General features: G+C 61.0%; 24 protein-coding genes. 14 read left to right on the top strand and 10 right to left on the bottom strand.

The window, feature by feature from the left end:
* The first annotated feature begins 94 nt into the window (after positions 1-94).
* Complete coding sequence (locus tag LQ231_RS08310) at positions 95-1,285, top strand: GGDEF domain-containing protein (RefSeq protein ID WP_230170989.1); 1,191 nt, start codon at positions 95-97, stop codon at positions 1,283-1,285.
* 525 nt (positions 1,286-1,810) lie between these two features.
* Positions 1,811-2,092 (top strand): hypothetical protein, encoded by a 282-nt coding sequence (locus tag LQ231_RS08305; RefSeq protein WP_230170988.1) that lies wholly within the window; start codon positions 1,811-1,813, stop codon positions 2,090-2,092.
* On the opposite strand, the gene LQ231_RS08300 is transcribed toward LQ231_RS08305, so the two are convergent.
* On the bottom strand, positions 2,093-2,866 hold the full coding sequence (locus LQ231_RS08300; protein ID WP_230170987.1) for a hypothetical protein: 774 nt from the start codon (positions 2,864-2,866) through the stop codon (positions 2,093-2,095).
* A gap of 351 nt (positions 2,867-3,217) precedes the next feature.
* Between LQ231_RS08300 and LQ231_RS08295 the strand changes: the two genes are divergently transcribed.
* From LQ231_RS08295 to LQ231_RS08280, 4 genes are all read left to right on the top strand, one after another.
* On the top strand, positions 3,218-3,568 hold the full coding sequence (locus LQ231_RS08295) for a helix-turn-helix domain-containing protein (RefSeq protein ID WP_113143544.1): 351 nt from the start codon (positions 3,218-3,220) through the stop codon (positions 3,566-3,568).
* 201 nt (positions 3,569-3,769) lie between these two features.
* A complete protein-coding gene (locus LQ231_RS08290) occupies positions 3,770-4,453 on the top strand; it encodes a hypothetical protein (RefSeq protein ID WP_113143545.1) in 684 nt (227 codons plus the stop codon).
* Positions 4,432-5,337 carry a hypothetical protein gene (locus LQ231_RS08285; RefSeq protein ID WP_230170986.1) on the top strand — a complete coding sequence of 302 codons (906 nt, stop codon included), beginning with the start codon at positions 4,432-4,434 and terminating at the stop codon, positions 5,335-5,337. Before LQ231_RS08290 ends, LQ231_RS08285 begins: the two co-directional genes overlap by 22 nt.
* Before the next feature lie 85 nt (positions 5,338-5,422).
* Complete coding sequence (locus LQ231_RS08280; protein WP_230170985.1) at positions 5,423-5,914, top strand: hypothetical protein; 492 nt, start codon at positions 5,423-5,425, stop codon at positions 5,912-5,914.
* 81 nt (positions 5,915-5,995) lie between these two features.
* Here LQ231_RS08280 and LQ231_RS08275 read toward each other — a convergent pair whose 3' ends face one another.
* The 3 genes from LQ231_RS08275 to LQ231_RS08265 form a co-directional block, all read right to left on the bottom strand.
* Positions 5,996-6,901: an NAD(P)-dependent oxidoreductase gene (locus LQ231_RS08275; RefSeq protein ID WP_230170984.1), complete on the bottom strand. Its 906-nt coding sequence runs from the start codon at positions 6,899-6,901 to the stop codon at positions 5,996-5,998.
* Between the two features lie 175 nt (positions 6,902-7,076).
* The gene (locus tag LQ231_RS08270; protein ID WP_230170983.1) at positions 7,077-7,595 is read right to left on the bottom strand and encodes a histidine kinase; all 519 of its coding nucleotides are present in this window, start codon (positions 7,593-7,595) and stop codon (positions 7,077-7,079) included.
* Between the two features lie 172 nt (positions 7,596-7,767).
* Positions 7,768-10,776 (bottom strand): SIR2 family protein, encoded by a 3,009-nt coding sequence (locus LQ231_RS08265; RefSeq protein WP_230173286.1) that lies wholly within the window; start codon positions 10,774-10,776, stop codon positions 7,768-7,770.
* Positions 10,777-11,062: 286 nt separating this feature from the next.
* On the opposite strand from LQ231_RS08265, the gene LQ231_RS08260 reads away from it, so the two are divergent.
* Positions 11,063-11,671 (top strand): DUF2026 family protein, encoded by a 609-nt coding sequence (locus LQ231_RS08260; protein ID WP_230170982.1) that lies wholly within the window; start codon positions 11,063-11,065, stop codon positions 11,669-11,671.
* A 228-nt stretch (positions 11,672-11,899) separates the two neighbouring features.
* On the opposite strand, the gene LQ231_RS08255 is transcribed toward LQ231_RS08260, so the two are convergent.
* On the bottom strand, positions 11,900-12,256 hold the full coding sequence (locus LQ231_RS08255; RefSeq protein WP_230170981.1) for a DUF1236 domain-containing protein: 357 nt from the start codon (positions 12,254-12,256) through the stop codon (positions 11,900-11,902).
* Positions 12,257-12,627: 371 nt separating this feature from the next.
* On the opposite strand from LQ231_RS08255, the gene LQ231_RS08250 reads away from it, so the two are divergent.
* Positions 12,628-13,215, top strand: a complete 588-nt coding sequence (locus LQ231_RS08250) for a DUF1214 domain-containing protein (RefSeq protein ID WP_230170980.1) — start codon at positions 12,628-12,630, stop codon at positions 13,213-13,215.
* Entirely contained in the window at positions 13,208-13,756 is a 549-nt protein-coding gene (locus LQ231_RS08245; protein WP_230170979.1) for a DUF1254 domain-containing protein, read from the top strand. The genes LQ231_RS08250 and LQ231_RS08245 overlap by 8 nt, the downstream gene beginning before the upstream one ends.
* 120 nt (positions 13,757-13,876) lie before the next feature.
* Here LQ231_RS08245 and LQ231_RS08240 read toward each other — a convergent pair whose 3' ends face one another.
* Complete coding sequence (locus tag LQ231_RS08240) at positions 13,877-14,092, bottom strand: hypothetical protein (RefSeq protein ID WP_230170978.1); 216 nt, start codon at positions 14,090-14,092, stop codon at positions 13,877-13,879.
* Positions 14,093-14,479: 387 nt separating this feature from the next.
* On the opposite strand from LQ231_RS08240, the gene LQ231_RS08235 reads away from it, so the two are divergent.
* Positions 14,480-15,586, top strand: a complete 1,107-nt coding sequence (locus LQ231_RS08235; protein WP_230170977.1) for a DUF2336 domain-containing protein — start codon at positions 14,480-14,482, stop codon at positions 15,584-15,586.
* Between the two features lie 18 nt (positions 15,587-15,604).
* Here LQ231_RS08235 and LQ231_RS08230 read toward each other — a convergent pair whose 3' ends face one another.
* Positions 15,605-15,979, bottom strand: a complete 375-nt coding sequence (locus LQ231_RS08230) for a VOC family protein (RefSeq protein WP_230170976.1) — start codon at positions 15,977-15,979, stop codon at positions 15,605-15,607.
* A 48-nt stretch (positions 15,980-16,027) separates the two neighbouring features.
* Positions 16,028-16,375, bottom strand: a complete 348-nt coding sequence (locus LQ231_RS08225) for a DUF1491 family protein (protein WP_230170975.1) — start codon at positions 16,373-16,375, stop codon at positions 16,028-16,030.
* A gap of 223 nt (positions 16,376-16,598) precedes the next feature.
* Here LQ231_RS08225 and LQ231_RS08220 point away from each other — a divergent pair, with 223 nt between their 5' ends.
* Both LQ231_RS08220 and LQ231_RS08215 read left to right on the top strand, forming a co-directional pair.
* A complete protein-coding gene (locus tag LQ231_RS08220) occupies positions 16,599-16,952 on the top strand; it encodes a hypothetical protein (RefSeq protein WP_230170974.1) in 354 nt (117 codons plus the stop codon).
* Positions 16,909-17,427 (top strand): nucleotidyl transferase AbiEii/AbiGii toxin family protein, encoded by a 519-nt coding sequence (locus LQ231_RS08215; protein ID WP_230170973.1) that lies wholly within the window; start codon positions 16,909-16,911, stop codon positions 17,425-17,427. The genes LQ231_RS08220 and LQ231_RS08215 overlap by 44 nt, the downstream gene beginning before the upstream one ends.
* A 131-nt stretch (positions 17,428-17,558) precedes the next feature.
* Here the strand turns inward: LQ231_RS08215 and LQ231_RS08210 are convergent, their stop codons facing one another.
* On the bottom strand, positions 17,559-18,656 hold the full coding sequence (locus LQ231_RS08210; RefSeq protein ID WP_230170972.1) for a peptidoglycan-binding domain-containing protein: 1,098 nt from the start codon (positions 18,654-18,656) through the stop codon (positions 17,559-17,561).
* On the bottom strand, positions 18,628-20,181 hold the full coding sequence (locus LQ231_RS08205; protein ID WP_230170971.1) for a HAMP domain-containing sensor histidine kinase: 1,554 nt from the start codon (positions 20,179-20,181) through the stop codon (positions 18,628-18,630). Before LQ231_RS08205 ends, LQ231_RS08210 begins: the two co-directional genes overlap by 29 nt.
* Positions 20,182-20,637: 456 nt before the next feature.
* Between LQ231_RS08205 and LQ231_RS08200 the strand changes: the two genes are divergently transcribed.
* Together LQ231_RS08200 and LQ231_RS08195 are read left to right on the top strand one after the other, a co-directional pair.
* Positions 20,638-21,129: a DUF5330 domain-containing protein gene (locus LQ231_RS08200; protein ID WP_230170970.1), complete on the top strand. Its 492-nt coding sequence runs from the start codon at positions 20,638-20,640 to the stop codon at positions 21,127-21,129.
* 291 nt (positions 21,130-21,420) lie between these two features.
* Complete coding sequence (locus tag LQ231_RS08195; RefSeq protein ID WP_230170969.1) at positions 21,421-21,837, top strand: SufE family protein; 417 nt, start codon at positions 21,421-21,423, stop codon at positions 21,835-21,837.
* Positions 21,838-21,871 lie beyond the last annotated feature (34 nt).

Here is a 21,871-nt window from a genome sequence, read left to right as displayed (position 1 = left end):
CATCGGCACACAACCTTCACCCATGATTAAATCGGCTGGGCTAAGGATTCCGCCAGATTTGATCAACGTATTTGCTTTCGGTGATTGTGCATCCATGAAGAGATGGTCAACCTTGTTCCCGCGGCTTCGCATGACGGCGGACCAGCAGGCAGCCTTTCTAGCCATGCGGACACCCACGCGCACCCGGCTGCTGCTCGGCTCGGTGATCGGCGTCTGCGCCTTCTATCTCGCCTGCATCCTGCTCGACATCCTGCTGCTCGGCGATGTGACGCTTCTGGCGCTCAGCCTGCGCTTCGGCGTGGTGCTGCCGGCCGCCCTCTTGCTGATCGCCTATGTCGCCGGCGACCACCCGATCGCGCGCAAGGAACATGCAGCCCTTGGCGTCGCCATCCTCGGCAATGTCTGTTGGTGCATCATCCTGGTGTCGAGCCACAATCCGGCGGTGCTCGGTTATTTCTACGCCGCCGCCTCGTTCCAGATGGTCGTGACCATCGCCGCCGCCTCGCCGTTTCGCCCCAGCCTGATCGCCAGCCTGGTGATCTTCGTGCTCAACTACACGGCCATCTGGCTGCTCGAGGGCACCAGCGGCATGTATGTGATGCAGCACCTGTCCGTCTATCTGCCGACGGTCGGCATGACGCTTCTGGTCACCTACCAGCTGGAAAGCGAGGCGATCGCCAATTTCCTGCAGAGCCAGGAAAACGAGGTTCTGAAGCGGGAATTGTCGCGGCAGAACAAGGACCTCGCCCGCCTGTCGGTGACCGACCCGCTGACCCGGCTGTCGAACCGGCGCGGCACCGAGAGCGAGCTTTCGCGGCTCCGGCTCGAGGCACCGCAGGCGATGGAAAACGCGGTGGTGCTGATCATCGATGTCGATCATTTCAAGGCGTTCAACGACGGCTACGGCCACGGCGCCGGCGACGACTGCCTGAAGCGGGTGGCGCGCGCCATGCGCCGGGCGCTGCCGCTCGATGCGCATCTGGCGCGCCAGGGCGGGGAGGAATTTCTCGCCATCCTGCCCGGGACCGATGCCGACAAGGCCGGCATTGCCGCCGAGGCCGTGCGCCGCTCGGTGCGCCAGCTCGGCATCGCCCATGAGTTTACCCGCGACCGCAACCGCCATGTCACCGTCAGCGTCGGCGCCGCCATCGGCTCGATCCTCGGCGACAGCGACTTCCAGTCCCTGGTCGACGCCGCCGACCAGGCCGTCTATGCCGCCAAGGCCGATGGCCGCAACGGCTGGCGGATCAACGAACGGCCGACGGTGGCGCAGGATGTCGCGTGAACGGCGGCGTGACGGTTTTGCCTGACCGGACGCTCAGGCGGCAAGGCCGGCGGGTGCGATGGCTGGCGGATCAACGCGCGGCACCTATCTCCGGACAGCCCGAGCCTTTCGGCACCCCCCTCTGCCCTGCCGGGCATCTCCCCCTCACGGGGGGAGATCACTGAGATGCTGGCCTTGCGCTCCACAACGTGCCCCTTCTGCCGGATGATGTCAGGCTGCGGGGCGACTGTGTCTTCGCGATCTGCTCCGCCTGATCTGCAGATTGAGGGTGATCTGCACATTTTGATCGCCCGGTGAAATCGGCCCCTTGTGATCTCCCCCCTTGAGGGGGAGATGTCCGGCAGGACAGAGGGGGGTATGGCACGGCCACCGACTGCGGCATGGCCGGAAGCCGCCCGCGCTGACAGGACCAGCAGACGGCGTCGAGGATCGAGGCGCCAGACATATTGCATTTTAGCAATATCTTTTACTGGAACGAAAGACGCCGCTTGTTACAGTGCCAGGCCTGTGGTTCGGGGGTGGAACATGAAGTTTCCAGCGCTTGTCATTGTCAGCGCAGTCGTTGCCTTCTTCGGCGCCGGTGGCCATGAATATCTGCCGCGACCCGTTGCCGGCGCGCTGCCGAATGCGCTCAACCCTTCCTGCCGGATCAAGGGCACTGTCAGCCCTGCCAGCGGCGAACGCATCTATCATCTGCCGGGCCAGCACTGGTATGCCGAATCGGCGATTTCGCCGCATCTGGGAGAGCGCTGGTTCTGCACCGAAGCCGAAGCGCGCGCCGCCGGCTGGCGCAAGGCCGGGTACTAATCACCCTTTCATCGCATAGAGATACAGCCTCGTCTTGCGGCGGTCAGACAGGTCCCAGATCTCGTCGGCGTCGAGGCCGGGGATGGCGAAGCTGTTGGAGACCAGCAGGCTGCCGGGTTTCATCTCGCGCCTCGCCTTGTCATGGATCATCGGCATCGGTTCGGGCGAGAGGAAGACATAAACGAGGTCGGCCTCGGTGATATCGGCCGACCAGATGTCGCGGCGGTAAATCTGGCCGCGGCCGGTCAGTTTCGACAGGATGGCCGAGATCAGAAAGGCCATCGGCGCGGTCTCATACCCTTCCGCCTTTCGACCATCACCGGCGATGCCGCGGACGACGCCGCCGAGGCCCGAGCCGAGATCGATGAAGTGGCTGGCGGATCGCTCGCGCATCAGCCGGCCGAGCGCCCCGGTCGTCGCGCGGTTGCTCAGATAGAGCGGCACGCGCTCGCGCGCGGTGTTGGAAAAGAACAGGTAGAGCAGCAGGAAAGCGAGGCCGAAGGGCCAGGCCGGCAGGGAGCCCGCAGCCAGCGCCAGCGCCACGGCGAAGGGAAAGGCGAGCGCGATCCACTGCCACCAGACGGCAAGGCCGAGCGCCCGGGTCAGGCCGGCGGACAGCAGCGCCTGCAGCACCAGTGCGGCCCCGATGACCGGAGCGATGCCGAACCGGCCGGCGAGTTCAGGCAGCACCTGGAGAAGGCCGGCAAGCACGAGCGCTGCCAGCGCCTGGGCCAGCAGGGCGCCCAGGATCGGCGTTGCGCGGAGGAAGTGCATGGCGGTCGGGCCTTTCGTTCTGGGCAGTCTGTGTCGTTCAGGCAGGCTGGCGTTCGAGAATTGCCGGCGGTTCGCCTGCCGACATCGGGTGGGCCACCACCGGTCGCCCTCACGGCATCGCCAAGGCCACACTGCGCGGCCCGGCAGGCGACACTGCCTGGCGCAACACTGGCAGTGGCGGGGATGATTCTCAAGCTATCAGAGCGGGTGACCACAGGTCAGGTGTTTGCCGGGCTGTGGGCCGGGCAGAATCCGGCCGCAATCAAGTACAACTTTAAGATGATATTCTTGGAATTGATAACATCCATTAGTTGCCTATCATTCCGGGGAACAATCCTCGGGAGAAACGCCATGTCCCATGACCCGGCGCGCGGCAGGCGCGTGCGCGACGCGATCTTTAAGCGGCACATTCACAAGACGCTGGCGCTGGCGGCCGAGCTCAATGTCTCGGCAGCGGCCGTGTCGCGCTGGCAGAATGGCGGCCATCTGTCGCTGGAAAGCGCCTGCGCGCTGGCCGAACTGCTCGACGTGTCGCTCGACTGGCTGCTGCTCGGGCGCGGCACGATCGACTGGCACCGCGACAATTCGGTCTCGGCGGCGGAACTGCGCTGGGTCGTCGGGCTCAGGGCACGGCCGGAGCGGATCCGCCGGCTGCTGGTCGAACTGCTCGAGGCGATCCCGCCGTCAGCACCTTTGCGCTGAAGGTAAATTGCGGCGCAATCGCAACCGCAGCTCAACAGCTATCGGTTGCTTAAAATCCCAACTCAACCAGAATGTGCGCAGGGTTCAGCACAACAGCCGCATGCCATCGACATCCATTCCGCCAGGGGCTGAACGGGTGCTGGGTCCCTCTGTCTTCAACGCAACGACACCGCAACCGCAACGCAAATCAAGGGTGAGACCATGTCGACCATGCTGACGATCAACGTGAAGAATTTGGAGCCGCAGACGCAGAATTTCTACTTCTTCCAGCAACCGGCGATCTATACCGGCGGCGGGAAGGTCTATTCCAACAGCCTGTTTTCCCAGTCGCTGGCCAATTTCGGCGATAGCGGCGCGATCCTGACCTTCCAGGTCAACCTGCAATTCTATGCCGGCATCCAGCAGTCGAACCAGCCGCCGCAGGTCGGCTCGTCGTCGGGCTTCTCCTCCGCCAGCCGGGCGATCGATCTGGCGCCGGCGGCCGGCTCTTCGACCAGGCCGAATGATGCGACGACGGCGACCGTCGTCGGGCCGAACACCACGCTCGGCCTGTCGCCGCCGGTCAATCTTTCGGGCGTGCAGGAAGGCGCATTCCGCATCACCACGCCGAGCTTCACCTCGCCGCCCTATTACAATGTCGGCTCGGCGGTGTCGGTCAATGGCGGGATCGTGCTGTCGAACTTCGTCCAGGCCAACCCGGCCGACAACACCGATTGCCAGCCGATCCTGCAATATTACGTGCAGACCGGCACCTATACGCCCGGCAATGTGATGAACTTCACCCAGTCGAGCGTCAATGCAGCGCTGTGCGATTTCACCGGCGGCTATGCCACCGCCAATGTGACGCTGAAGGCCGACGGCAAATGGGACGTCAAGCTGCAATAGGCAGCCGCCAGCCGGCCGCGATGTCGGCGTTGGCGCTGGCGCCGATGCTGGCGTTGGCGCCGGCGGTGCGGATGGAGGCTGGAGAGCCGCCTCCCCTTCATCCGCATCCGGACAAGCAGGACAGGACACACCATGACAGGGGAGCCTTGCAGACCATGGCCAGTACCTACGAGATCATCGTGCGCAACCTGTCGCAGACGGTGCTTTATTTTCACGTCTTTCAAAAGCAGGCGTCGTTCCAGCCGCCTATCGCCAGCGGCTCCATCTTCGCCAGCAGTCTCGGCTGCCAGAGCCTCGGCAATTCGGTCCAAAGCGGCGCGCAGATCAGCTTCGTGTTCGAGCGCCAGGTCTATGCCGGGGCGATGACCACAATGGCGCCGAAGCCGCCGCCGACACATGCGCCGATGCTTGCCAATGCGATCGGCGCGGCCACGCGGTTTCTGCTGTCGAGCACGGCCGCCGCCCAGCCGATCGCATTATCCGGAGGTAGTAGCGGCGCAAGTCCGGCCAATTGCACCACGCTGTCGCTCGATCCGCTCGGGCTGTCGCCGCCGGCCTATCAGGCGGGTCTTGCAGACGGGAGTTTCGGCATCGACGTGCCGCCCTATACGCCGGTGCCGGTTGCCGAACTCTATTGCGGCGCTGCCGTGTTTACCGGCGACGGCCATATCATCCTGTCGAGCTTCGTCGCACCGCCGCCCAACACGACGACGGCTTGCGCGCCGCAGCCGGTCTATTTCGTCAAGACCGGCTACCAGCCGACGGGAGACGTCATCGCCTATGACGAGAGCCTGTCGGCGCGCTGCGACTTCACCACCGGCTTTGGCAGCGTCACCGCGACCTACAATGCCAATGGCACATTCTCAACCAAAGGAGGGCCGTAGAACCAGGCAGAATCCGATTTTTCGACGTGACTTCAATGCCTTGAAATATCACCCGATGGAAGAAACCAATCAAAGGAAGATAACGATGACCCTACAGACAATGACCCTTCAGGCCTTGCCTATGCAGACGGGGCCTATACAGACGGGGCCAATCCCGGCACAGCCCGCGCGCACGGAACCGCATCCGGGCGCAAACCATCGGCGCCACCTGCCGCCATCCAGGGCAAGGCTCGCCGTTGCCATCGCCGCCGCTGCCCTTGCGGCATGCACGACCTCGGCCACGGCGCAGATGGCGTTTTCACCCGCCTGCACGGCGTTTACCGCGCTGGCGGTCGCTCTGCCGCAGAATGCGATCGTGTTGTCGAAACATCCCGTGCCGCATCCGGCCGGCGACGCGACGGTGTTTTCGATCAACGGATTGAACAATTACGTCGTGCCGGCAGGCTCCAATTCCTGCGTCATTGCGGCACCCGACGCGAACGACGTCTATTGCTTCCAGGCCCGCAACGACCCGACGATTACGCATGTCGGCATCGCGGCAATCGTCAATCCCGGTGGCCTGACCGCTTGCCAGTAACGGCAGCCACGCAAACGAGCGATCAGGACTGGGCCGCAAGGCGCAGCCCTGATTTGTCGTTTGCCGAAGCCAGCCGGATGCTCAGTCGATCGAGCCGTCCGGCAGTTCGTCGCGCCAGTCATGCTGTTCGCGAAAGCCGAGCACGCTGCGGATCTTGGCATTGGACAGAGGCGCCGCATAACCGTCGAGATCACCGGTGATCGGGGTGTTGGGCGCCCATTTGGCGAGGAAGTCGCGGGTCGGCTCGTTCGCCGTGATCGTGTCGTTGACGGCGTTGAACACCTGGAAGCCGAGGCCGTCCTTTTCGACGCAGAGATCGACGATCTGGCCGAGATCACGCGCGTCGATATAGCTCCAGGCATTGCGCTTGCGGCTTGGCGGATCGGCGAGAAAGCCGGGGAAATTGGCGTAATCCTCCGGCGAGATGACATTGCCGATCCTGAGCGCATAGATATCGGCGCCGGTGCGCATGGCGAATGCCCGCGCCGTCTTTTCGTTGACCACCTTGGACAGGCCGTAGCTGTCCATCGGGTCGACGTCATAATCCTCGGTGAGCGGGAACTGGTGGTAATCCTTGTCGCCTTCGGCGAAGCAGACGCCGTAGGTGGTCTCGCTGGAGGCGATGATCACCTTGCGGATGCCGAGCTTCACCGCCGCCTCGATGACATTGTAGGTCGAGACAGTGTTGGCGGCGAAGGTCGTGTTGTCCGGCTTCATCAGGATGCGCGGGATGGCGGCGAAATGCACCACGGCATCGACCTTGGCCGGGCCGTTACCGGTGTCGAAACCGTCGAAGCCGAAATGCTGGGACAGCGCGTTGAACACCTGGCCGCTGTCGGTGAGGTCCGTCAGCAGCGTGTTGACGCCGGGACAATCGAGGGGGGTGAGGTCGAGATTGAGGACCGCATGGCCGCGGCCGGTCAGATACGGCACGACATGGCGCCCGGCCTTGCCGCTGCCGCCGGTAAAGATGATCCGCTTGCCCATGATGGTTCCTCCCAATGCGTGGCTGCGCTGATTGCGCGTGGTCGGCGCAAGACATAGCGCGGCAGACCGGCTCTGGCGAGGTCTCAAGTTACGGGATCTGGCGGAAGGCGATGGTATCGGGGAACGGCAGGCCGCGCCCCGATGCCGCGTTCAGTGTCAGACAGTCAGCTGAGCCTTATTTGGCCGGCTTCAGCGACTTCAGGATGGCGACGAGGTCCTTGCTGTGGGCGCCTTGCGTTTCCTTGGTGCCCCAATAGGTGACGACCAGCATCTTGCCTTCGGAGGGCGAGGCAAAACCGAGCGACACCTCGACCGGGCCGTCGGCATCCTCGCCGTCGAACTCGATGCTGCCAAACGTCATGCCGTTGATCTCGATATCGCCGGAATCGCTCTTGGTCGTCTCGTCGATGGTCACGCCATTGTCGGTCAGAAACTTGATCGCGTCGTTGATCACCTGGTCCATGGTCGCATCGGAGGCGACATCGATGGAGAAATAGATCGCCGCATCCGGCGAGGTCGCCTCGATGCCGGAAATGGTTTCCTTCGGCTCCCAGGCGTCGGGAATGGTGACCGAGGCGATCGGCGCATCGCTCGGAAATTCAAGCGTGGCGGCTTCGGCGCGGATCGGGCCGAGCACGGGTGCGAACAGGGGCGCGATGGCGAGCGCCATGGCGAGGACGAGCATTCTCTTCATCGGAAATCCTTCTGGAGTGTGGGAAGGCCCGGTGTATCAGGGATTGGCGAAGGAAGGGTGAAGATGGGGGTGGGGCCTACAGTAGACTTTATTTTGAACGAAGTAGAAGCGGACGCCCGTCTGGCAGGCAGAGGATATAGACGTACAAGGGACTGTCAGTGCCTCAGGCGTCTCAACTATTGGGGTCCTCTTTCTCTCGTTCCCAAAAGCCGCCTGCATCTAACTGCCCGATAGCTCGCTTGATCGCCTTGGGACTTGGCGACCGCAAATTCACGTCACGCCTCAACCGCATAGTAGCAAGAAGCTCCTTCAACCCCTGACGTTCAGATTCAGAGTTGATCTCCGAATTGAACTGCATAAGAGCTGCATAAAGCATATGCCTGAGGTAAATGTCATCCCGCCTTGTATCGCCTACTTGTTTCTTCGCGCTGAGAAGCCACCCGGTAGGCTTGCTTTTAATCAGGAGGCAAAACAATAGGTGCCTCTTTATGTTCGTGTCTATTGCATTATCGTCCCTCAAAGCGAGAAAGACTTGCCCCAACTTTCTACTTCCGAACTGATCTGCTGCGTTGCGGCCCATTGAGTGAGGCAATGCATATGCAACCAAACCTTGCATACGCTCTTTGTTTGCCTCCTCATCTGAGGTTTCCTCACTCGCGTGCTTGTCCTCAATCAAGTTGATATACGTGAAGCCATTCCAAGATACGTACTTTTTCTCCGCAATCAGAGGAATGAAGACGCTAGCAACCTCGTAGGCCAGCACATGCCCACCCATGACGGCAACCGCCGCTGCTTTTTTTGATCCGGCGCTTGCTTGCTTGGCTCCTTCTAGAGCCGTCGTGAGATACCAAGCATTGTTTGTAACGCTTTTCTCTGAGGCAATGAACTTAATAATCGATACCTTCTGATCAGCTGTACGCCGTTCGGCATGAATAGATGTTTTAAGCTCATCAAGCTCTTGAGTGCTGGCAGGCCCCTTGTCCAAACGGTCAGAAACAGTGTCCCATAGGAGACTATCCTGTTTACTGGCCTCCCATTTTGCATCTTTGTGGAAGTCTAGTCCTCGGATCGGGTAACTTTCGTAGAACTGCTCCATTGAAAGCGTAAGTTTTTGGGTCAGGTCCTCTAACACTGGGCTGCAGTCAGGGAGCATCCCACAAAGTACTTCTACAAGACCGTCCAGCTCAAGATGCCTGTTCTCAGCAAGGCAATATCTGAGCATTTCCGGACGATCCGCGATGCATCTTCCCACAAAATAACTAAAGAACATTCTGTAACGAAATACGTACGAAGAACCGTCTTTTACAACAATCCTTCCATTATGTAAGTCGCCTAAAATCTGAGTAGCACTAAATTCCACAAGGTTTTTACCCTTGTATTCTTTACAATAATGAATCCACTCACTCTCGGTAAATGTAGGTATGCCTTTCGTAAAAAGAACATAGCAAAACTCACTAATGAGATCGATTTTATTTATAAAATTAAAATTGTCGGCATAGGCGTCACTTGCTCGTTGCAGCGCCTCCGCCACAAAACGGTCAACAATGTGCAGGCGAGACACAGGTGAAAAACTGCCGTCTTTGCACAAAACGCTAGAGTACATGATGACGTTAGAAGGTGTCAGCGGGATACAAAGCTGAAGTAAGTCAGCATATACTTTTTCAACAATGACGGATGTGTCATCTGAGTTTCGGTCTGGTGCCATGATGTTAACTACCGAACGAATGTCCCATCGTGAGAATCCTGCCACGTTAAAAGACTTAAACTTAAGCTCTGACAAACTATCGTCTAGATCGCCATTGAAATTGGTTTTTTGAAGTACAAATATCCTAACTTTTTCGTATGTCCCGACTAACTCTCTTACTGTCCTCTGGTGCTCAACCACCGAGAAATTGTCTAGTACAACAGTGAATTCCTCCAAAGGCTGCAATGCTGCGAAGTCGACATCAGCTTGTATGCCTTTGCGGTACTTTGGCACCCCATGTGCGTCTCGATAGAGCGCCTTTCTACCCGCTAAAATTAGCTCAGAGACTATCCTCTTGCCGATGTTGGATAGTCCATATTCGTGTGGAGCCATTAGATTACAGTTGAAATTGCCCGCCAACAATTCCGATAGGCTGATCTTTGTATCAACCGGAGCATCGGCACCGCTATTCGCATGCCAAATGTTTGGCTCGCAGTAAATTACCTTGTCACCTATGGTAAATAGACTGCTTCTGTACGAAATCGTGGCTTCTTTAACGGCCGGTTGCTTGTTTATCATTTGTGAAGTTACGGCTCGGCTGGCAGAGCGGGGCCGGGAAGCGGCGATAGCTTCTAGAATGACGAGCAGCGCCTTGTGATCAGGTCCGGCATACGTGTTTCCAACGGGATAGAACAGCGTTTCCAGCTTATATTTGGTGCTGTATTTCCGCCTTTCCAACTGAATATTACCTTGGTTATCCGCATCCACCCCAATGATCGCAAAATGACTGTTGGCCTTTGGAAGCGGCTGCATCACTGAATTCAGTTCTCGCTCGATAAAGGGATCGCTGAAGCCAAAACCAACCATCAAGACTTGATGGGTCTTAAATACGTCGCGTAAAGTTTCTTTTCTTGCTGAATATCTTTCATAGAACGAAACGTAGTCTGAGCCGCTCAGGATTATACTAGAGGCATCCGCAGACCTTCCGTGCCAATGAAGGATAGGTGGTAAATTTGATGTTGCATCATGCCGCAGCCAATCATCGACCTCACTCACCTGGACAGCAGTGATGCTTTGAACGTGTTGCGAGTGCTGCTCCGCGTAAGCCATCTCAAGGCCTGCATCGTAGTTCAGGGTCAGAATGCGGTCAAACGCAGTCCTAACCAGAAGTGTATGTGCCTCAGTTGGGCGATCTAACGACGAGAACAACCTGCAGACGCGGGCTTTCGTCTGCGCCTCGCCGACTGCATTGTATATCTCATCAATCACATATAGAACGTCTTTAGTTTCAGCTCTCAATGAGGCAGCAGTTACACCGTCAAGGCGACCGTCTTTAGCTGCCTCATCGACCAAATTTCTTACTAACGTGCCCCAACTCGGCAAAGCCGGCATGCTGGTCCCGGCACCAGTAAAGGCGGTCACCCCGCCGGCCTCCATGGCTGCAAGCAGCTTCTCCATAACAGAGGCATTGCCGGGGTATAAATCTTCGAACAGCATCACTTCCCGTTCTTCAGTCACTGGTTTAGCTAGCTCGCCTATGAATCAACCACTTCACCTAGAAGGCTCGCGGGTCAGAACAACTTATCCGGGTTGGCTCTTTAAGTGCAATGACAAATGCTGCGTGGTACACCGTTTTCCGTGTGGAGACCCAGGTAGCTCAAAGTAAGCTCGTGTTATGCCCCAGTATATTGCGAGTAGATATTCACAAATCCCCCTCACCTCGTTTACATCCGCGCCTCCCTCGCCTACAGACAGCGCACCCCCCCGTGCACAGGTGCCTCCCATGTTGATCAAGCAGAGCGACTACCAGCGGATCTACCGCGTCATCAACAGCCTGCTGGTCAATGAAAATGCCGATCCGGCGGTGGGGGCGATGTATTTTGCCACGTTTGGCGCCTTCATTCTCAAGCGGCATTACAAGGTCAATGCCGTGCCGAAGAGCGGGCTTGCGGCCTATAATCTCGGCGGCGCGCTGATCCTGTTTGCCGATCACCGCGACGACGGGCATGTGACGGGGGCGGGTGAGAATTTCCATTGCTGGGTCGAGGCGGACGGCTGGGCGATCGATTTCATGGCGCCGGCGTTTTCCGAGAGTGCGCGGGAGTTGTCGCTGCCGTCGAAGATGTTCCAGAAGCCGCTTTCAGCGATGGCGTCCGATATCAATGCGCTCAGCCAGTCGGGCGATTTCTTCTACCAGTCCGAGCCGGAGGCGAGCGCCCGGCGCTTTGCCGCCTGGCAGAAACACGCGCTGATCGGCGATCTCGCAACGGTCGCGGCGCAATGGTTTCGCCGCTCGCCGAAACAGATGGCCGGCGCGATCTCGTCGAAGGATGCGCAGGGCAAGCTGAAGGAGATCCCGCTGATCGGCAATGCACTGGCCGGCAGCTGGTGAGCGGCGGGCGTCGTGATGGGTCCTGATGGCGGGGCCTGATTGCGGGGCCAGATCGGGGGCCTGATTGGGATCCTGTCATCGGTGCTGATCACCTGTATTCATCGGCCGCTGCCGCGATGACGACGGGTCTCTTTTCCTAAGCAAAAAGCCCGGCGCATGGCACCGGGCTTCTGGCAGATCGTCCTCGTGGCCACCCTTTCAGGCGTCCAGTCAGTCGAGTCCTAGCGATCAGTCGAGGATCTGGACGACGGCGCGGGTCTGCGGGTCGACGATGACGCGGCGTTCGTTGACGACGGTGTAGGAATAACCGTCATAACCATCGACCGGGTAGAGTTCGACCGGGCCGTCGATGACGCGGCCGATCAGCACGTCGCCTTCGTAAGGCACGGACTGGACCTCCTGCTGCATGACATAGGTGCGGACCTCGCCGGGGATGACGACGGTTTGCGGGGCCATTACCGGTGCTGGGGTCATTACCGGTGCTGGGGCCGGCGCCTGCTGGATGATCACGGTTTCCTGGGCATAGGCGGATGCCGACAGCGTCAGGAGCGTGGCTGCGGCAGAAAGAATGAGCCTGTTGCGCATGGTGGTTCTCCTCGGGTTACAATGCGTTTCCGCGTGTTTGTCATCGATTGTCTCTGGTTCAACAACGGTTCGCACCGGCTTCGGTTCCATGAGCGGCGGCGGCCGAGGGTGCCAAGGCCGGGTGATGCGTGCGGCTTAATTGTGGGGTCGAGGGCTGGGGGTGATGGGTGGAGCGGGGCTGGCGCGTTCGCGTCGAACGGCCGGGGCCGGATCGGCCCTGCTGCGGATGCCTTGCCTTTTCCCGATGGCGAATCAGTGATACCGCTAGCCGATCTCCGGCAGCCTGCCGGCAAGTCGAACGCTGACCGCAAGTCCACCCCCGACGACAAGTCCAACCCCGACGATAAGTCCAACTAGGTATCTGACGAGACGTGTTTCGTGTTCCCCTGCTCATTGCGCTTGCGCTGATCATCACCTTCGGCGGCGGCATCCTGTCGGCCCTTTCGGCGCTGAATGCCTCTGTCGGCTTCGGGGCGATCCGCATCGGCGTGTGGTCGGCCTTTCCGGCGGCACAGACCGCCGAGGCCGATCCCTATGCCAAGGCGCATCGGGCAAAGGCCGGGCGGCTGCTCTATGGTTCGGCCGAGGGGCTGACCTTCACGGCGTCGTCCGACGACAAGGATTTTCACCTGACCGGCACCTGCACCTACCGGCTGTCCGGCCGCACGCCGACGGCGCGGCTGTGGACGCTTTATGCCGCCGACGGCGACGGGCTGCCGCTTGTCGCCGGTGCGGACCTTCCGACCGCGCTCAATTCGCAGACGGTGCTGCGCCAGCGCGACGGCACGTTTTCAGTGACGATCTCGCGCAATGCCAAGGCCGGCAACTGGCTGGCGCTGCCCGATACCGGGGCGTTTTCGCTGGTGCTGACGCTGCTCGATACGCCGGCTGCCGGCTCGACCGGGCTAATCGGCCTCGACATGCCGGGCATCGAAACGCTCGGGTGCGGCAATGAGTAGACTGCTTTACGCCGTCATCACCGGGATTTTCGGCGCGGTGCTGCTGCATATCATCATCATTCTCGGCATTCCGCATTTCACCGGCAAGGATGCCTATACGCGGGTGGTGGCGGAAGGCGCGCCGTTCCTGTTCCACCGGCTGGAGGTCAAGCCGGACGCAACGGGCCTGTCGAGCCTCGATCCCTTTATGCGGGTCGCCGTCTGCCATTTCGACATCAGCCGGCAGCCTTTGTCGCTGGTCGCGCTCGGCAGCGGCAGCTTCTGGTCGATCTCGCTCTATGATAAGGATGCCAACGAGGTGTTTTCGATGAACGACCGGACCTCGGTTGCCGGCGATGTCGATGTGCTCCTGGCGACGCCGGTGCAGATCGCGCAATTGCGCAAGGCGCCGATTGCGGCGCTGGCCCAGACGATCCTGGTCGAGCATCGCGGCACGACAGGTTATGCGGTGTTGCGCAGCATGGTGGCGCAGCCGAGTTTCGAGGCGGAAGCGCGGGAGTTTCTGGCCGAGGCGGAGTGCCTGCCGTTTACCGGGCGGTGAATTGTGCGACACGGTCGCGATTGCCCTGAGGCCATCACACCCGATGGCGCGTGTCTGTTGGCAGCCGGTCCGTTTGCCGCCGGTCTATCAGCGGAAATGGCTGTGGCGCTTCAGCCGGTTTCAGAACGGCATCACATCCGGGCCGACGCTCTGTTCGAGCGGCTTGGGCAAAGCCGGCACGCGCGGCTTGTTCTTGCGTGTCGTCGGGATCTGCGCCGTTTCGCGGCGTTCGTAGCGAATGCCGGTGAACAGCAGGATTTCCGCCTTGCGGCCCTCGGTGTGTTCGCGGGTTCGAGACAGATCCAGCCGGTCCGTCATCTTGATGATTTCCGCCATGCCTCGTCTCCATTCGCAGTCGAGACGGATGAAAAGATCGATTTCACCCTGCCCCCGGTTAGGAGGGCTGGCACAATCCGGGTCGTGTCGCGGAAGATTTCGCACAATCCGGGGTCATCTGCGCCTTTCTCTGACGCGCCCCTTCCGTCGTGGATCTGGCCCACTCTACTCAGGGGCACGCATATTCCTAATATCTTAAACAGTACGCGAATCGCCGTCCAGTGCCATCCGTGTATGGTGATCAAGCCATAGGTTAGTTAACAGCTTGCTAACAAATTCGTTCTAAACTGAGCCATAGTTGTATTGCGTTGGGGTGGGTTTGTCGTGAACGATCGGTTTCGGGAGCTGGAAAAGCCCATCAGCGTGCGTAAAAAGGACGTTGTTCTGATGGCCACGGTCACGAGTTTTCAGGCGCTTTCCTTTCCCGGCAAGTCGGAGCTCCGACAGTTTGCCGAGCTGTTCCAGCCACTGTTTGCCAATTCGACGCTCGAAGCGCGGCGCGAGGCCGTGGCGGCGCTGTCGCAGAGCCCCAACCTGCCGATGGCGATCACCGTTTTTATCGCCACCCAGCCGATCGCGATCGCCGCACCGTTTCTCGCCGCCTCGCCGGCGCTGACCGACGAGATGCTGGTGATGATCGCCCGCACGCAAGGCGCCGACCATGCCCGCGCGATCGTCAAGCGCGAGCGCCTGTCGCCGACCGTCATCGATGCACTGGTCGGCCTGCGCCATAGCGAGCCGGCACGCGAACCGGCCGCCGCGAGACCGGCCGTGACGGCCGATGTCACTGTCGATACGGGTGTGGCCGAAACGGCTACGGGGTCTGGGGCTGGTTCTGGTTCTGGCACCGTTGCCACCGCCATGCCGAATGTGCGGCGGACGGAAATGCAGATTGCGCCGCCGCCGACCGACGTTGAGCGCCTGGCGCGCGAGGAAGAGTTGCGCCAGCAGATCAAGCGGCTCGCCCATCACCTCAATCCGCCCGACAGCGACCGGCTGGGCCGGCGGACCGTCAGCCAGATGCAGGCAGCGCTTCTGGTGCGTTTTGCCCGCAGCCACGAGGGCGGCAATTTCGCCACGACGCTTGCCGACCTGCTGTCGTCGAGCCGCTGGCTTGCGGAACGCATCCTGCTCGACATTTCCGGCCGCCAGTTGGCCACGACGCTCGTCGGCGTTGCCATGCCGCTCGCCGAGATCGTCTTCGTGCTCGAGCATATCTATCCGCATCTGGCGCGGGCCGAAGGCGGCGTCAGTCGCGCCGACCGGCTGGTTTCCAGCCTCGATGCGCATGATTGCGAAGCGCGCATCGACAGCTGGCAGCGGGCCGACAGCTATACGTTCGGCAGAGATGGCGACACGGGCGGCGACGAAACGCGGGTGCCGGCGGCCAGCAACGGCCAAAGGGTGGCCGTCGCGCCCAGCCCGCCGGCCGCGGCGCGCAAGCCGGTCGGCGACGAGCTTGGCCGCCAGCTGCTCCGGGCACGCAAGCGCTAGGCGTCGCCGACAGCTATCTCACTTCGTCGGCTGCGACCGCGCCGTCAGTTTGTTTCCATCGGGATCGCGGAGATATGCGACGAATGCCCCATTCGCGCGCTCCGAGGGCGGGCTCTCGATCGCCTTGCCACCATGCGTAGTGCCGGCGGCGTGCCATGCCAGCACATGGTCGCGGCTAGCCGCGGCGATACCGATCGTCCCTCCATTGGCCGCAGTCGCCGGATTGCCGTCAATCGGTTTCGTGATCATCAGCCGGCTGCCCTCATGGAGGTAGATCAGCCTGCCTCGCGCGTCCATCTCGCCGGGCTTGCCTCCCAATGCGACAAACGTGGCGTCGTAGAAACTTCTGGCCCGCTCCAGGTCGTTACTTCCAATCATGACGTGGGTGAACATGCTTCATCTCCGGTAAATGGCTCAATCTGTCCCGCTCCAGACTAAATGTCAGCCTTGCCCATCGGCGAGCGGTACATAGTCGCCGATCTCGTCGACTTCGATTTCCACCAGCCAGAGATCACTGTCGAAGCGCTGTTCGCGGGCGATCAGGTCGCTGACGGTCTCCGGTTCGGCCCGCGCCAGGCGGATCTCGAACTGCCGGTCATCGCGATCCTCGACCATCACCATCGATTGCGGCGCCGGGCCATAGAGCGTTTCCAGGCCGTCGCGGAAGCGCTGGCGGATGAAGATCGCGCCGGACGCGTCAGACCCCTTTTCGACCACGGCGGCAAAGCCGCCGGCGGAAAAGACGCGGCGGGTGAGAGCAGAGACGAAGATATCGGAGCGGATGCGCATGGCAAGGGTGTAGGCGATGCGCGGGCAGATGGGAAGGTGGGGCGGATAGGAAGGTGGTTTGGGCGCTTCGGTACCACAAGGTCGATACGGGTCTCGGCTATCGGCCGAACGCTGCGCTGCGGGTTACCGCCGCCGGCGGTCGATCAACCGCTGGCGAGAGGCACGCACCTGACCTCAGACTGGCCTTCTTGAGACAGCCCGGTCGATCTGGTAGAGATTTACGATGGGAAACGCGATGAAGAGCCGGGCGATATGGCGGGCATTGACCACGGTCAACGCCCCGCTGCCGAAGCATATCGATGCCGACACCCTGATCGCGTGCCTGCGTCTGACGACGACGGACAGACAATGGCGACCGCATGTCAGAGCCTTCTTCAGGGAGGTCGGCCTGGAAATCATGATGGATATGGTTGTCGAAGGCGCGATTACATTCGATAGTCTGTCAAAGGCGATCTCGTTCTGGGACGTCGATGAGGATGAGAACAGTGCGCGATGGATCCGGGAGATGGCTGCCGTCCCAATGGCAAAAGCTGATGGATCTGACATTGCAGGCACTCGATTCCGTCACGACGGATGAAGAGCCGGCGCCGATCTGGACGTTCGGAGGCGGAACATCTCTGGCGGTCGATCTCGGCCATCGTGTCAGCTACGACATCGATGCGTTCCTGGATTCAGCAAGAACCATCCAAAGACTTGTTCCAATCAAGAACATGGTGACGAGGCTCATTTGCTGGAACGAAGAAACCCAGCGTCCAGACTATCAGTATCCTGGACATCACTTGAAGCTCATCGTCCGGGGCGTTGGCGAGATCGATTTTCTCGGAGCATCGCCCTTGCTCGAAGACGCAACGACCCCATTCCCTTTCGAGGGACGCATCATCAGCCGCGAGCGTCCCGCTGAAGTCATCGCCAAGAAGATCTATCATCGAGGATCGACATTCAAAAGCCGTGACGTCTTTGATCTCGCCTTGACCTACATCGCCTCGCGCTTGAAGCCCTCGATTTCATGGAACACAGTGCCCACCCGTCCCGCTGAGCGGTTTAACCATTGATGCGCGATGTTGCGCGGCAGTTGGCGCATGGTTACGCAAAAACGCTCACACACTCGATTGGCCGCAGCACGCGTCCGTCCCTCCCCTGACGCGCGAGGAGGGGTCACGGGAAAGCCTAGCAAAGGCTTGGGCTACAACGCGCCGATCGACTTCAGCTTCTTCAGCACCAGGGCGCTCGGCTCTCCGGTTTCGGCCATCCTGTAGTGGCGCTCGAAGCGGCGGATGGCATTGCGGGTCTGTTCGCCGGGCACGCCATCGATGGTGACATCGGCATAGGCCATGTTGGACAGGCCGCGCTGGATCTCCATGACCAGGCCCGGATCGAAGCTTGCCTGCTGGACGGGCAGTTGCGTGTCCGGCCTTGCTTGCGTGGCGCGGATCTCGCCGGGCGGTACCGGCATCGGCGCAGATGGCTTGGCCACCTCGCGACGCGGCGCTGTGACAACCTGTGTCTCGGCACGGCGGATCGCGGCGGCGACGGGATCAACGGCGGCACCCTCGCGGACCAGATCCTGCGTCGGGCGCTGGGCGGGAACGGCGGCGGTGACGCTGCGGTCGACCCGAAGTGCTGCGACCAGTTCGGCGCTGACCAGGCCATTCGGCTCCATGCCGACCGATTTCTGGAAGACGGCGATCGCGGTTTCGGTGCGCGGACCGATGACACCATCGGCCTCGCCGTCATAGAGGCCACGACGCGACAGTTCGGCCTGGACGTCGCGGATAAGAACTGCCGTTTCCGCGGTTGCAACCGGCCAGTCGGCGGCTGGTGCCGGTGCCTCGGCCGGTGTCTCGGCCAGTGTCGAGGGCGCCGGGTTGGCGACGGCCGGCGTGGTGGTGGCCACATCGCCGGTCGCCTGGACTGGTGATGGTGCTGCTGCGGCTGGTGCGTCGACGGCCGGGACCTCGCCCTCGCGGGCGATCTTGAATGTGGTGACATTGGTCTGCGGTTCGTCGGACAGATGCGGGGCGCGGCCGACACCGGCAAGGGCGGTGAAATCGGCGGCGTCACGGGTCCGCAGCAAGGGCGACGGATGCTGACCCGGCTGGTACCAGAGGGCATTGGCGGCAATCGTGCCGAAGATCACGCCGAACGTCGCCATGCCGCCGACCAGGCGCGGATGGCGCCCGGCAAGCCGCGCAAGCACGGCCACGCCGGCAGACAGAAGACCGAGCGCACGCAGCGCCGGCTTTTTCTTCTTCTCAGGCGATTTTCGCGTTCGCTTGCTCATACGCGATCTCTTTGCTTTCCCTTCCGTGAGAAACCGGCTGCGCGGTCAGGCGCGGCGGAAACTCGACCATATTATCTTCATTCTCAGCCTGCGCGACAGCGCCCGAGCCGTCAACCGGCAGAGTGACGGTAACCACAGTCCCTTCGCCCGGACGGCTGGAAATCGCGAATGCGCCACCATGCAGCGCAATCAGTCCCTTGACCAGCGAGAGGCCAAGGCCGGTGCCTTCATAATTGCGGTTGAGATCGTCATGCACCTGGGTGAACGGCCGGCCGAGCATGCTCAGCTTTTCCGGCGCCATGCCGATGCCGGTATCGCTGACGCTGATCACCAGGTCGGTGCCTGTGCGATTGGCATCGATGATCACGGCGCCGCCATTGTCGGTGAACTTGATCGCGTTGCCGACGAGATTGATGATCACCTGGCGCAGCGCGCGGCTGTCGGCGACCGCCTCGCCCAGGCCACGCGGCAGCCGGCTGGTCAGCTTGACGCCCTTGGAGGCGGCCTGCAGCGACAGCATGCGTTCGCATTCGGTGATGGTTGCGGCGACATCGAAGGGTTCGATTTGCAGCTCATAGCGGCCGGCCTCGATCTTCGACATGTCGAGCATGGTGTTGACCACCGACAGGAGATGGGCACCCGACTGGCGGATCAGCTGGACATATTCGCGCTGGCGGTCATTGGCGAGCTTGCCGAAATATTCGCCGGCGAGAATGTCGGAGAAACCGAGAATGGCGTTGAGCGGCGTGCGCAGTTCGTGGCTGACGGCGGCGAGGAACCGGCTCTTTGCCTCATGGGCGGCAACGGCTTCGTTTTCCTTGACGCTGACGGTATCGCGGATCTGCATCTCGCCCTCGATATCGAGGATCTGGGCCTGGACGCCAGTCAGCGCGCCGTCGGCGCAGCGAACAGCGGTCATGTCCATGCGGACATTGAGGAATTGGGTGTGGTCGAGACCGAGGACCGGGCGATCGAGCCGGAGATCGATGACAACCGCATCGGCGCCCTGGCGCAGCGCATCGAGCGCCTGGATGAAGGACAGGCGGTCGGACACATGCACCTGTTCGACGAAGGGGCGCGACAGCGGCTCGCGCAGGAAGGAGACGAACATCTGGCGGTCGCGGCCACCGGCCGTGCGCACCAGTCCGGCCGCATCGAGGCCGAGGAAGAGGCCGGGGCAGAGATCATAAGGCGAGCCGGCTTCTGCCGACTGCGCGGCGGCGGCAAGATTGTCGACCGTTTCGGCACCAACACGGCGGCCGGCGATCAACGCCACGGCCGTCATCATATAGAGGGCAACGATCAGGCTAAAGCCGAGCGGAAGACCGATGGCGGCACCGAAGAAAAACGAGACCGTGGTCGGAACGATCGGCAAGGCCGGCAGGAAAGCGAGCGTCAGCTTGCGCATCAGCCGGATTTCCGCGGCATCCGCCATACGTCCATGGGACTGGCGCGGCAGGCAACGCGCGGCCAGGCGATCGATGATCGCCGTCAGTCCATCCACATTTTTACGCAATACAAACACGCGGGAAATCCGAGACTCATTTTCGTCATTTCGAGCCCGACCATAGGCTTCACGCGCTTAAGGAAAAGATAAGGCGAGCCCTCCGGAAGGCCCGGAAACGGCCCATCTGGCCCGAAACGAAACAGCCGGACCGGGCTTTCGAATTTATGGTTAATCGGGCGTAAGCGCTGGATTTCCATGCGTTTTCACAGTTGCGTTAACTTCTGTGTCGGCGGCAGCGGGCAAAAGCCGCGGGATTGCCGAGGGCGCGCCACAATTATGCTTAACAGCAACCGTTACAATTCGAGACAAAGGCCATCAAAAGGCGATTTAGGCGGCATTTTAATCAAATTTGCCTCAAAGCCGAACAGGTTCTGAAAAGCCATCTTTGCGACTCAGCGATAGGTTCAAATCACGAATTCGGGACGCAACCCGAGAGGTCCGGCAACGACCGGCAACAGGGATTTGGTGACGACAATGTGGTTTCTGATCAAGGGAACTTTCTATTGCTCCATGGCGCTGGTGGTGCTGTCGTTCTTCGGCAATCCGCCGCAGGAGGAAACCGCCGGCGGACCGCGGCTCGTCATGGGCGATGCGATTGCGGCAGCAACGGATGCCTACCAGTATGTCTCGGCAATCTGCGTCGAGAAGCCGGAGGTCTGCGAAAAAGGCAAGGAGACCTTCCAGGCTCTCGGCCAGCGGGCCCGCGAAGGCGCACTGGTTGCCTTCCAGCTGCTCGACCAGCAGTTTACCGATAAAGGCCAGAGCAATACGGCGCTGCCGGCCAAGGGCCGCGTCGAGATCGTCAAGCCCGCGGTCGAGACCGCAACCGCCCCGACGTTCGATCCGATGCCGGTCGACCTGTCGGAAAACCTCGACACGGCAGCGATCGTGACCGGCACGGTGGTCCCGACACCGCGGCCGCCAAACAAGAACCTGCCGAAACCCTATACGCCGCCGAAGCTTTGAAACCGGCCTGATCATTCGACCGTCCGGAGCGACAGCGCGGCCCAGCCTGCAGCAGATCGTTTCGAACGCCATTCAATTCGGGGTCAACGCCCCACCCATCTTGCATCAGAGCGACCGTGCTTATGACGGTTGTGCGGATGCCTGTTTGCCTGTCCTAAACTGTCCCTTTGGCATTTTGCCGGGCCGCGAGGTTAACCGCCTCGCGGCTTTCTTTTTTTACGCGACAGAGGCGGTTCAAAATGGGCGGCGCTTGGCCTATATGGCATGCAACAGGAACAGACCCGGTGTGCCATGACGACGCTTGAACAGATGATCGACGATTTTGCCTTCCTCGACGACTGGGAGGACCGGATGCGGTTTGTCATCGAACTGGGCAAGGCGCTACCGGACCTTCCCGACGACGACAAGACCGCCGACAACAAGGTGCAGGGCTGCGCCAGCCAGGTCTGGCTTGCGACGTCCTCCGGCGATGGTGCCGATCCTGTGATGACCTATCGCGGCGACAGCGATGCCTTCATCGTGCGCGGACTGGTGGCCATCGTGCTCGCCGCCTATTCCGGCAAGACGGCCGCGAAAGTTGTCGAATTCGACGCGATCGAGCTGTTCAAGCAGATCGGCCTGCTCGAGCACCTGTCGGCCCAGCGCGCCAACGGCCTGCGCTCGATGATCCAGCGGATCCGCGAGGAAGCCGCCCGCCGGCTCGTGTGACGACCAAGGGATCTCCTTTGACATGATATCGCAG

Origin of the sequence: Rhizobium sp. CECT 9324 (assembly GCF_918741265.1) — a bacterium.
Lineage (GTDB): Bacteria > Pseudomonadota > Alphaproteobacteria > Rhizobiales > Rhizobiaceae > Allorhizobium.
Note: the sequence above shows the minus strand (reverse complement) of the source record. Positions and strands in the feature narration are given on the sequence as shown.

Coding starts and splice junctions, on each gene's coding strand:
- LQ231_RS08310 (WP_230170989.1), top strand. CDS start 95: ATGAAGAGATGGTCAACCTTGTTCCCGCGGCTTCGCATGACGGCGGAC.
- LQ231_RS08305 (WP_230170988.1), top strand. CDS start 1,811: ATGAAGTTTCCAGCGCTTGTCATTGTCAGCGCAGTCGTTGCCTTCTTC.
- LQ231_RS08300 (WP_230170987.1), bottom strand. CDS start 2,866: ATGCACTTCCTCCGCGCAACGCCGATCCTGGGCGCCCTGCTGGCCCAG.
- LQ231_RS08295 (WP_113143544.1), top strand. CDS start 3,218: ATGTCCCATGACCCGGCGCGCGGCAGGCGCGTGCGCGACGCGATCTTT.
- LQ231_RS08290 (WP_113143545.1), top strand. CDS start 3,770: ATGTCGACCATGCTGACGATCAACGTGAAGAATTTGGAGCCGCAGACG.
- LQ231_RS08285 (WP_230170986.1), top strand. CDS start 4,432: ATGGGACGTCAAGCTGCAATAGGCAGCCGCCAGCCGGCCGCGATGTCG.
- LQ231_RS08280 (WP_230170985.1), top strand. CDS start 5,423: ATGACCCTACAGACAATGACCCTTCAGGCCTTGCCTATGCAGACGGGG.
- LQ231_RS08275 (WP_230170984.1), bottom strand. CDS start 6,901: ATGGGCAAGCGGATCATCTTTACCGGCGGCAGCGGCAAGGCCGGGCGC.
- LQ231_RS08270 (WP_230170983.1), bottom strand. CDS start 7,595: ATGAAGAGAATGCTCGTCCTCGCCATGGCGCTCGCCATCGCGCCCCTG.
- LQ231_RS08265 (WP_230173286.1), bottom strand. CDS start 10,776: ATGCTGTTCGAAGATTTATACCCCGGCAATGCCTCTGTTATGGAGAAG.
- LQ231_RS08260 (WP_230170982.1), top strand. CDS start 11,063: ATGTTGATCAAGCAGAGCGACTACCAGCGGATCTACCGCGTCATCAAC.
- LQ231_RS08255 (WP_230170981.1), bottom strand. CDS start 12,256: ATGCGCAACAGGCTCATTCTTTCTGCCGCAGCCACGCTCCTGACGCTG.
- LQ231_RS08245 (WP_230170979.1), top strand. CDS start 13,208: ATGAGTAGACTGCTTTACGCCGTCATCACCGGGATTTTCGGCGCGGTG.
- LQ231_RS08240 (WP_230170978.1), bottom strand. CDS start 14,092: ATGGCGGAAATCATCAAGATGACGGACCGGCTGGATCTGTCTCGAACC.
- LQ231_RS08235 (WP_230170977.1), top strand. CDS start 14,480: ATGGCCACGGTCACGAGTTTTCAGGCGCTTTCCTTTCCCGGCAAGTCG.
- LQ231_RS08230 (WP_230170976.1), bottom strand. CDS start 15,979: ATGTTCACCCACGTCATGATTGGAAGTAACGACCTGGAGCGGGCCAGA.
- LQ231_RS08225 (WP_230170975.1), bottom strand. CDS start 16,375: ATGCGCATCCGCTCCGATATCTTCGTCTCTGCTCTCACCCGCCGCGTC.
- LQ231_RS08220 (WP_230170974.1), top strand. CDS start 16,599: ATGGGAAACGCGATGAAGAGCCGGGCGATATGGCGGGCATTGACCACG.
- LQ231_RS08215 (WP_230170973.1), top strand. CDS start 16,909: ATGGATCTGACATTGCAGGCACTCGATTCCGTCACGACGGATGAAGAG.
- LQ231_RS08210 (WP_230170972.1), bottom strand. CDS start 18,656: ATGAGCAAGCGAACGCGAAAATCGCCTGAGAAGAAGAAAAAGCCGGCG.
- LQ231_RS08200 (WP_230170970.1), top strand. CDS start 20,638: ATGTGGTTTCTGATCAAGGGAACTTTCTATTGCTCCATGGCGCTGGTG.
- LQ231_RS08195 (WP_230170969.1), top strand. CDS start 21,421: ATGACGACGCTTGAACAGATGATCGACGATTTTGCCTTCCTCGACGAC.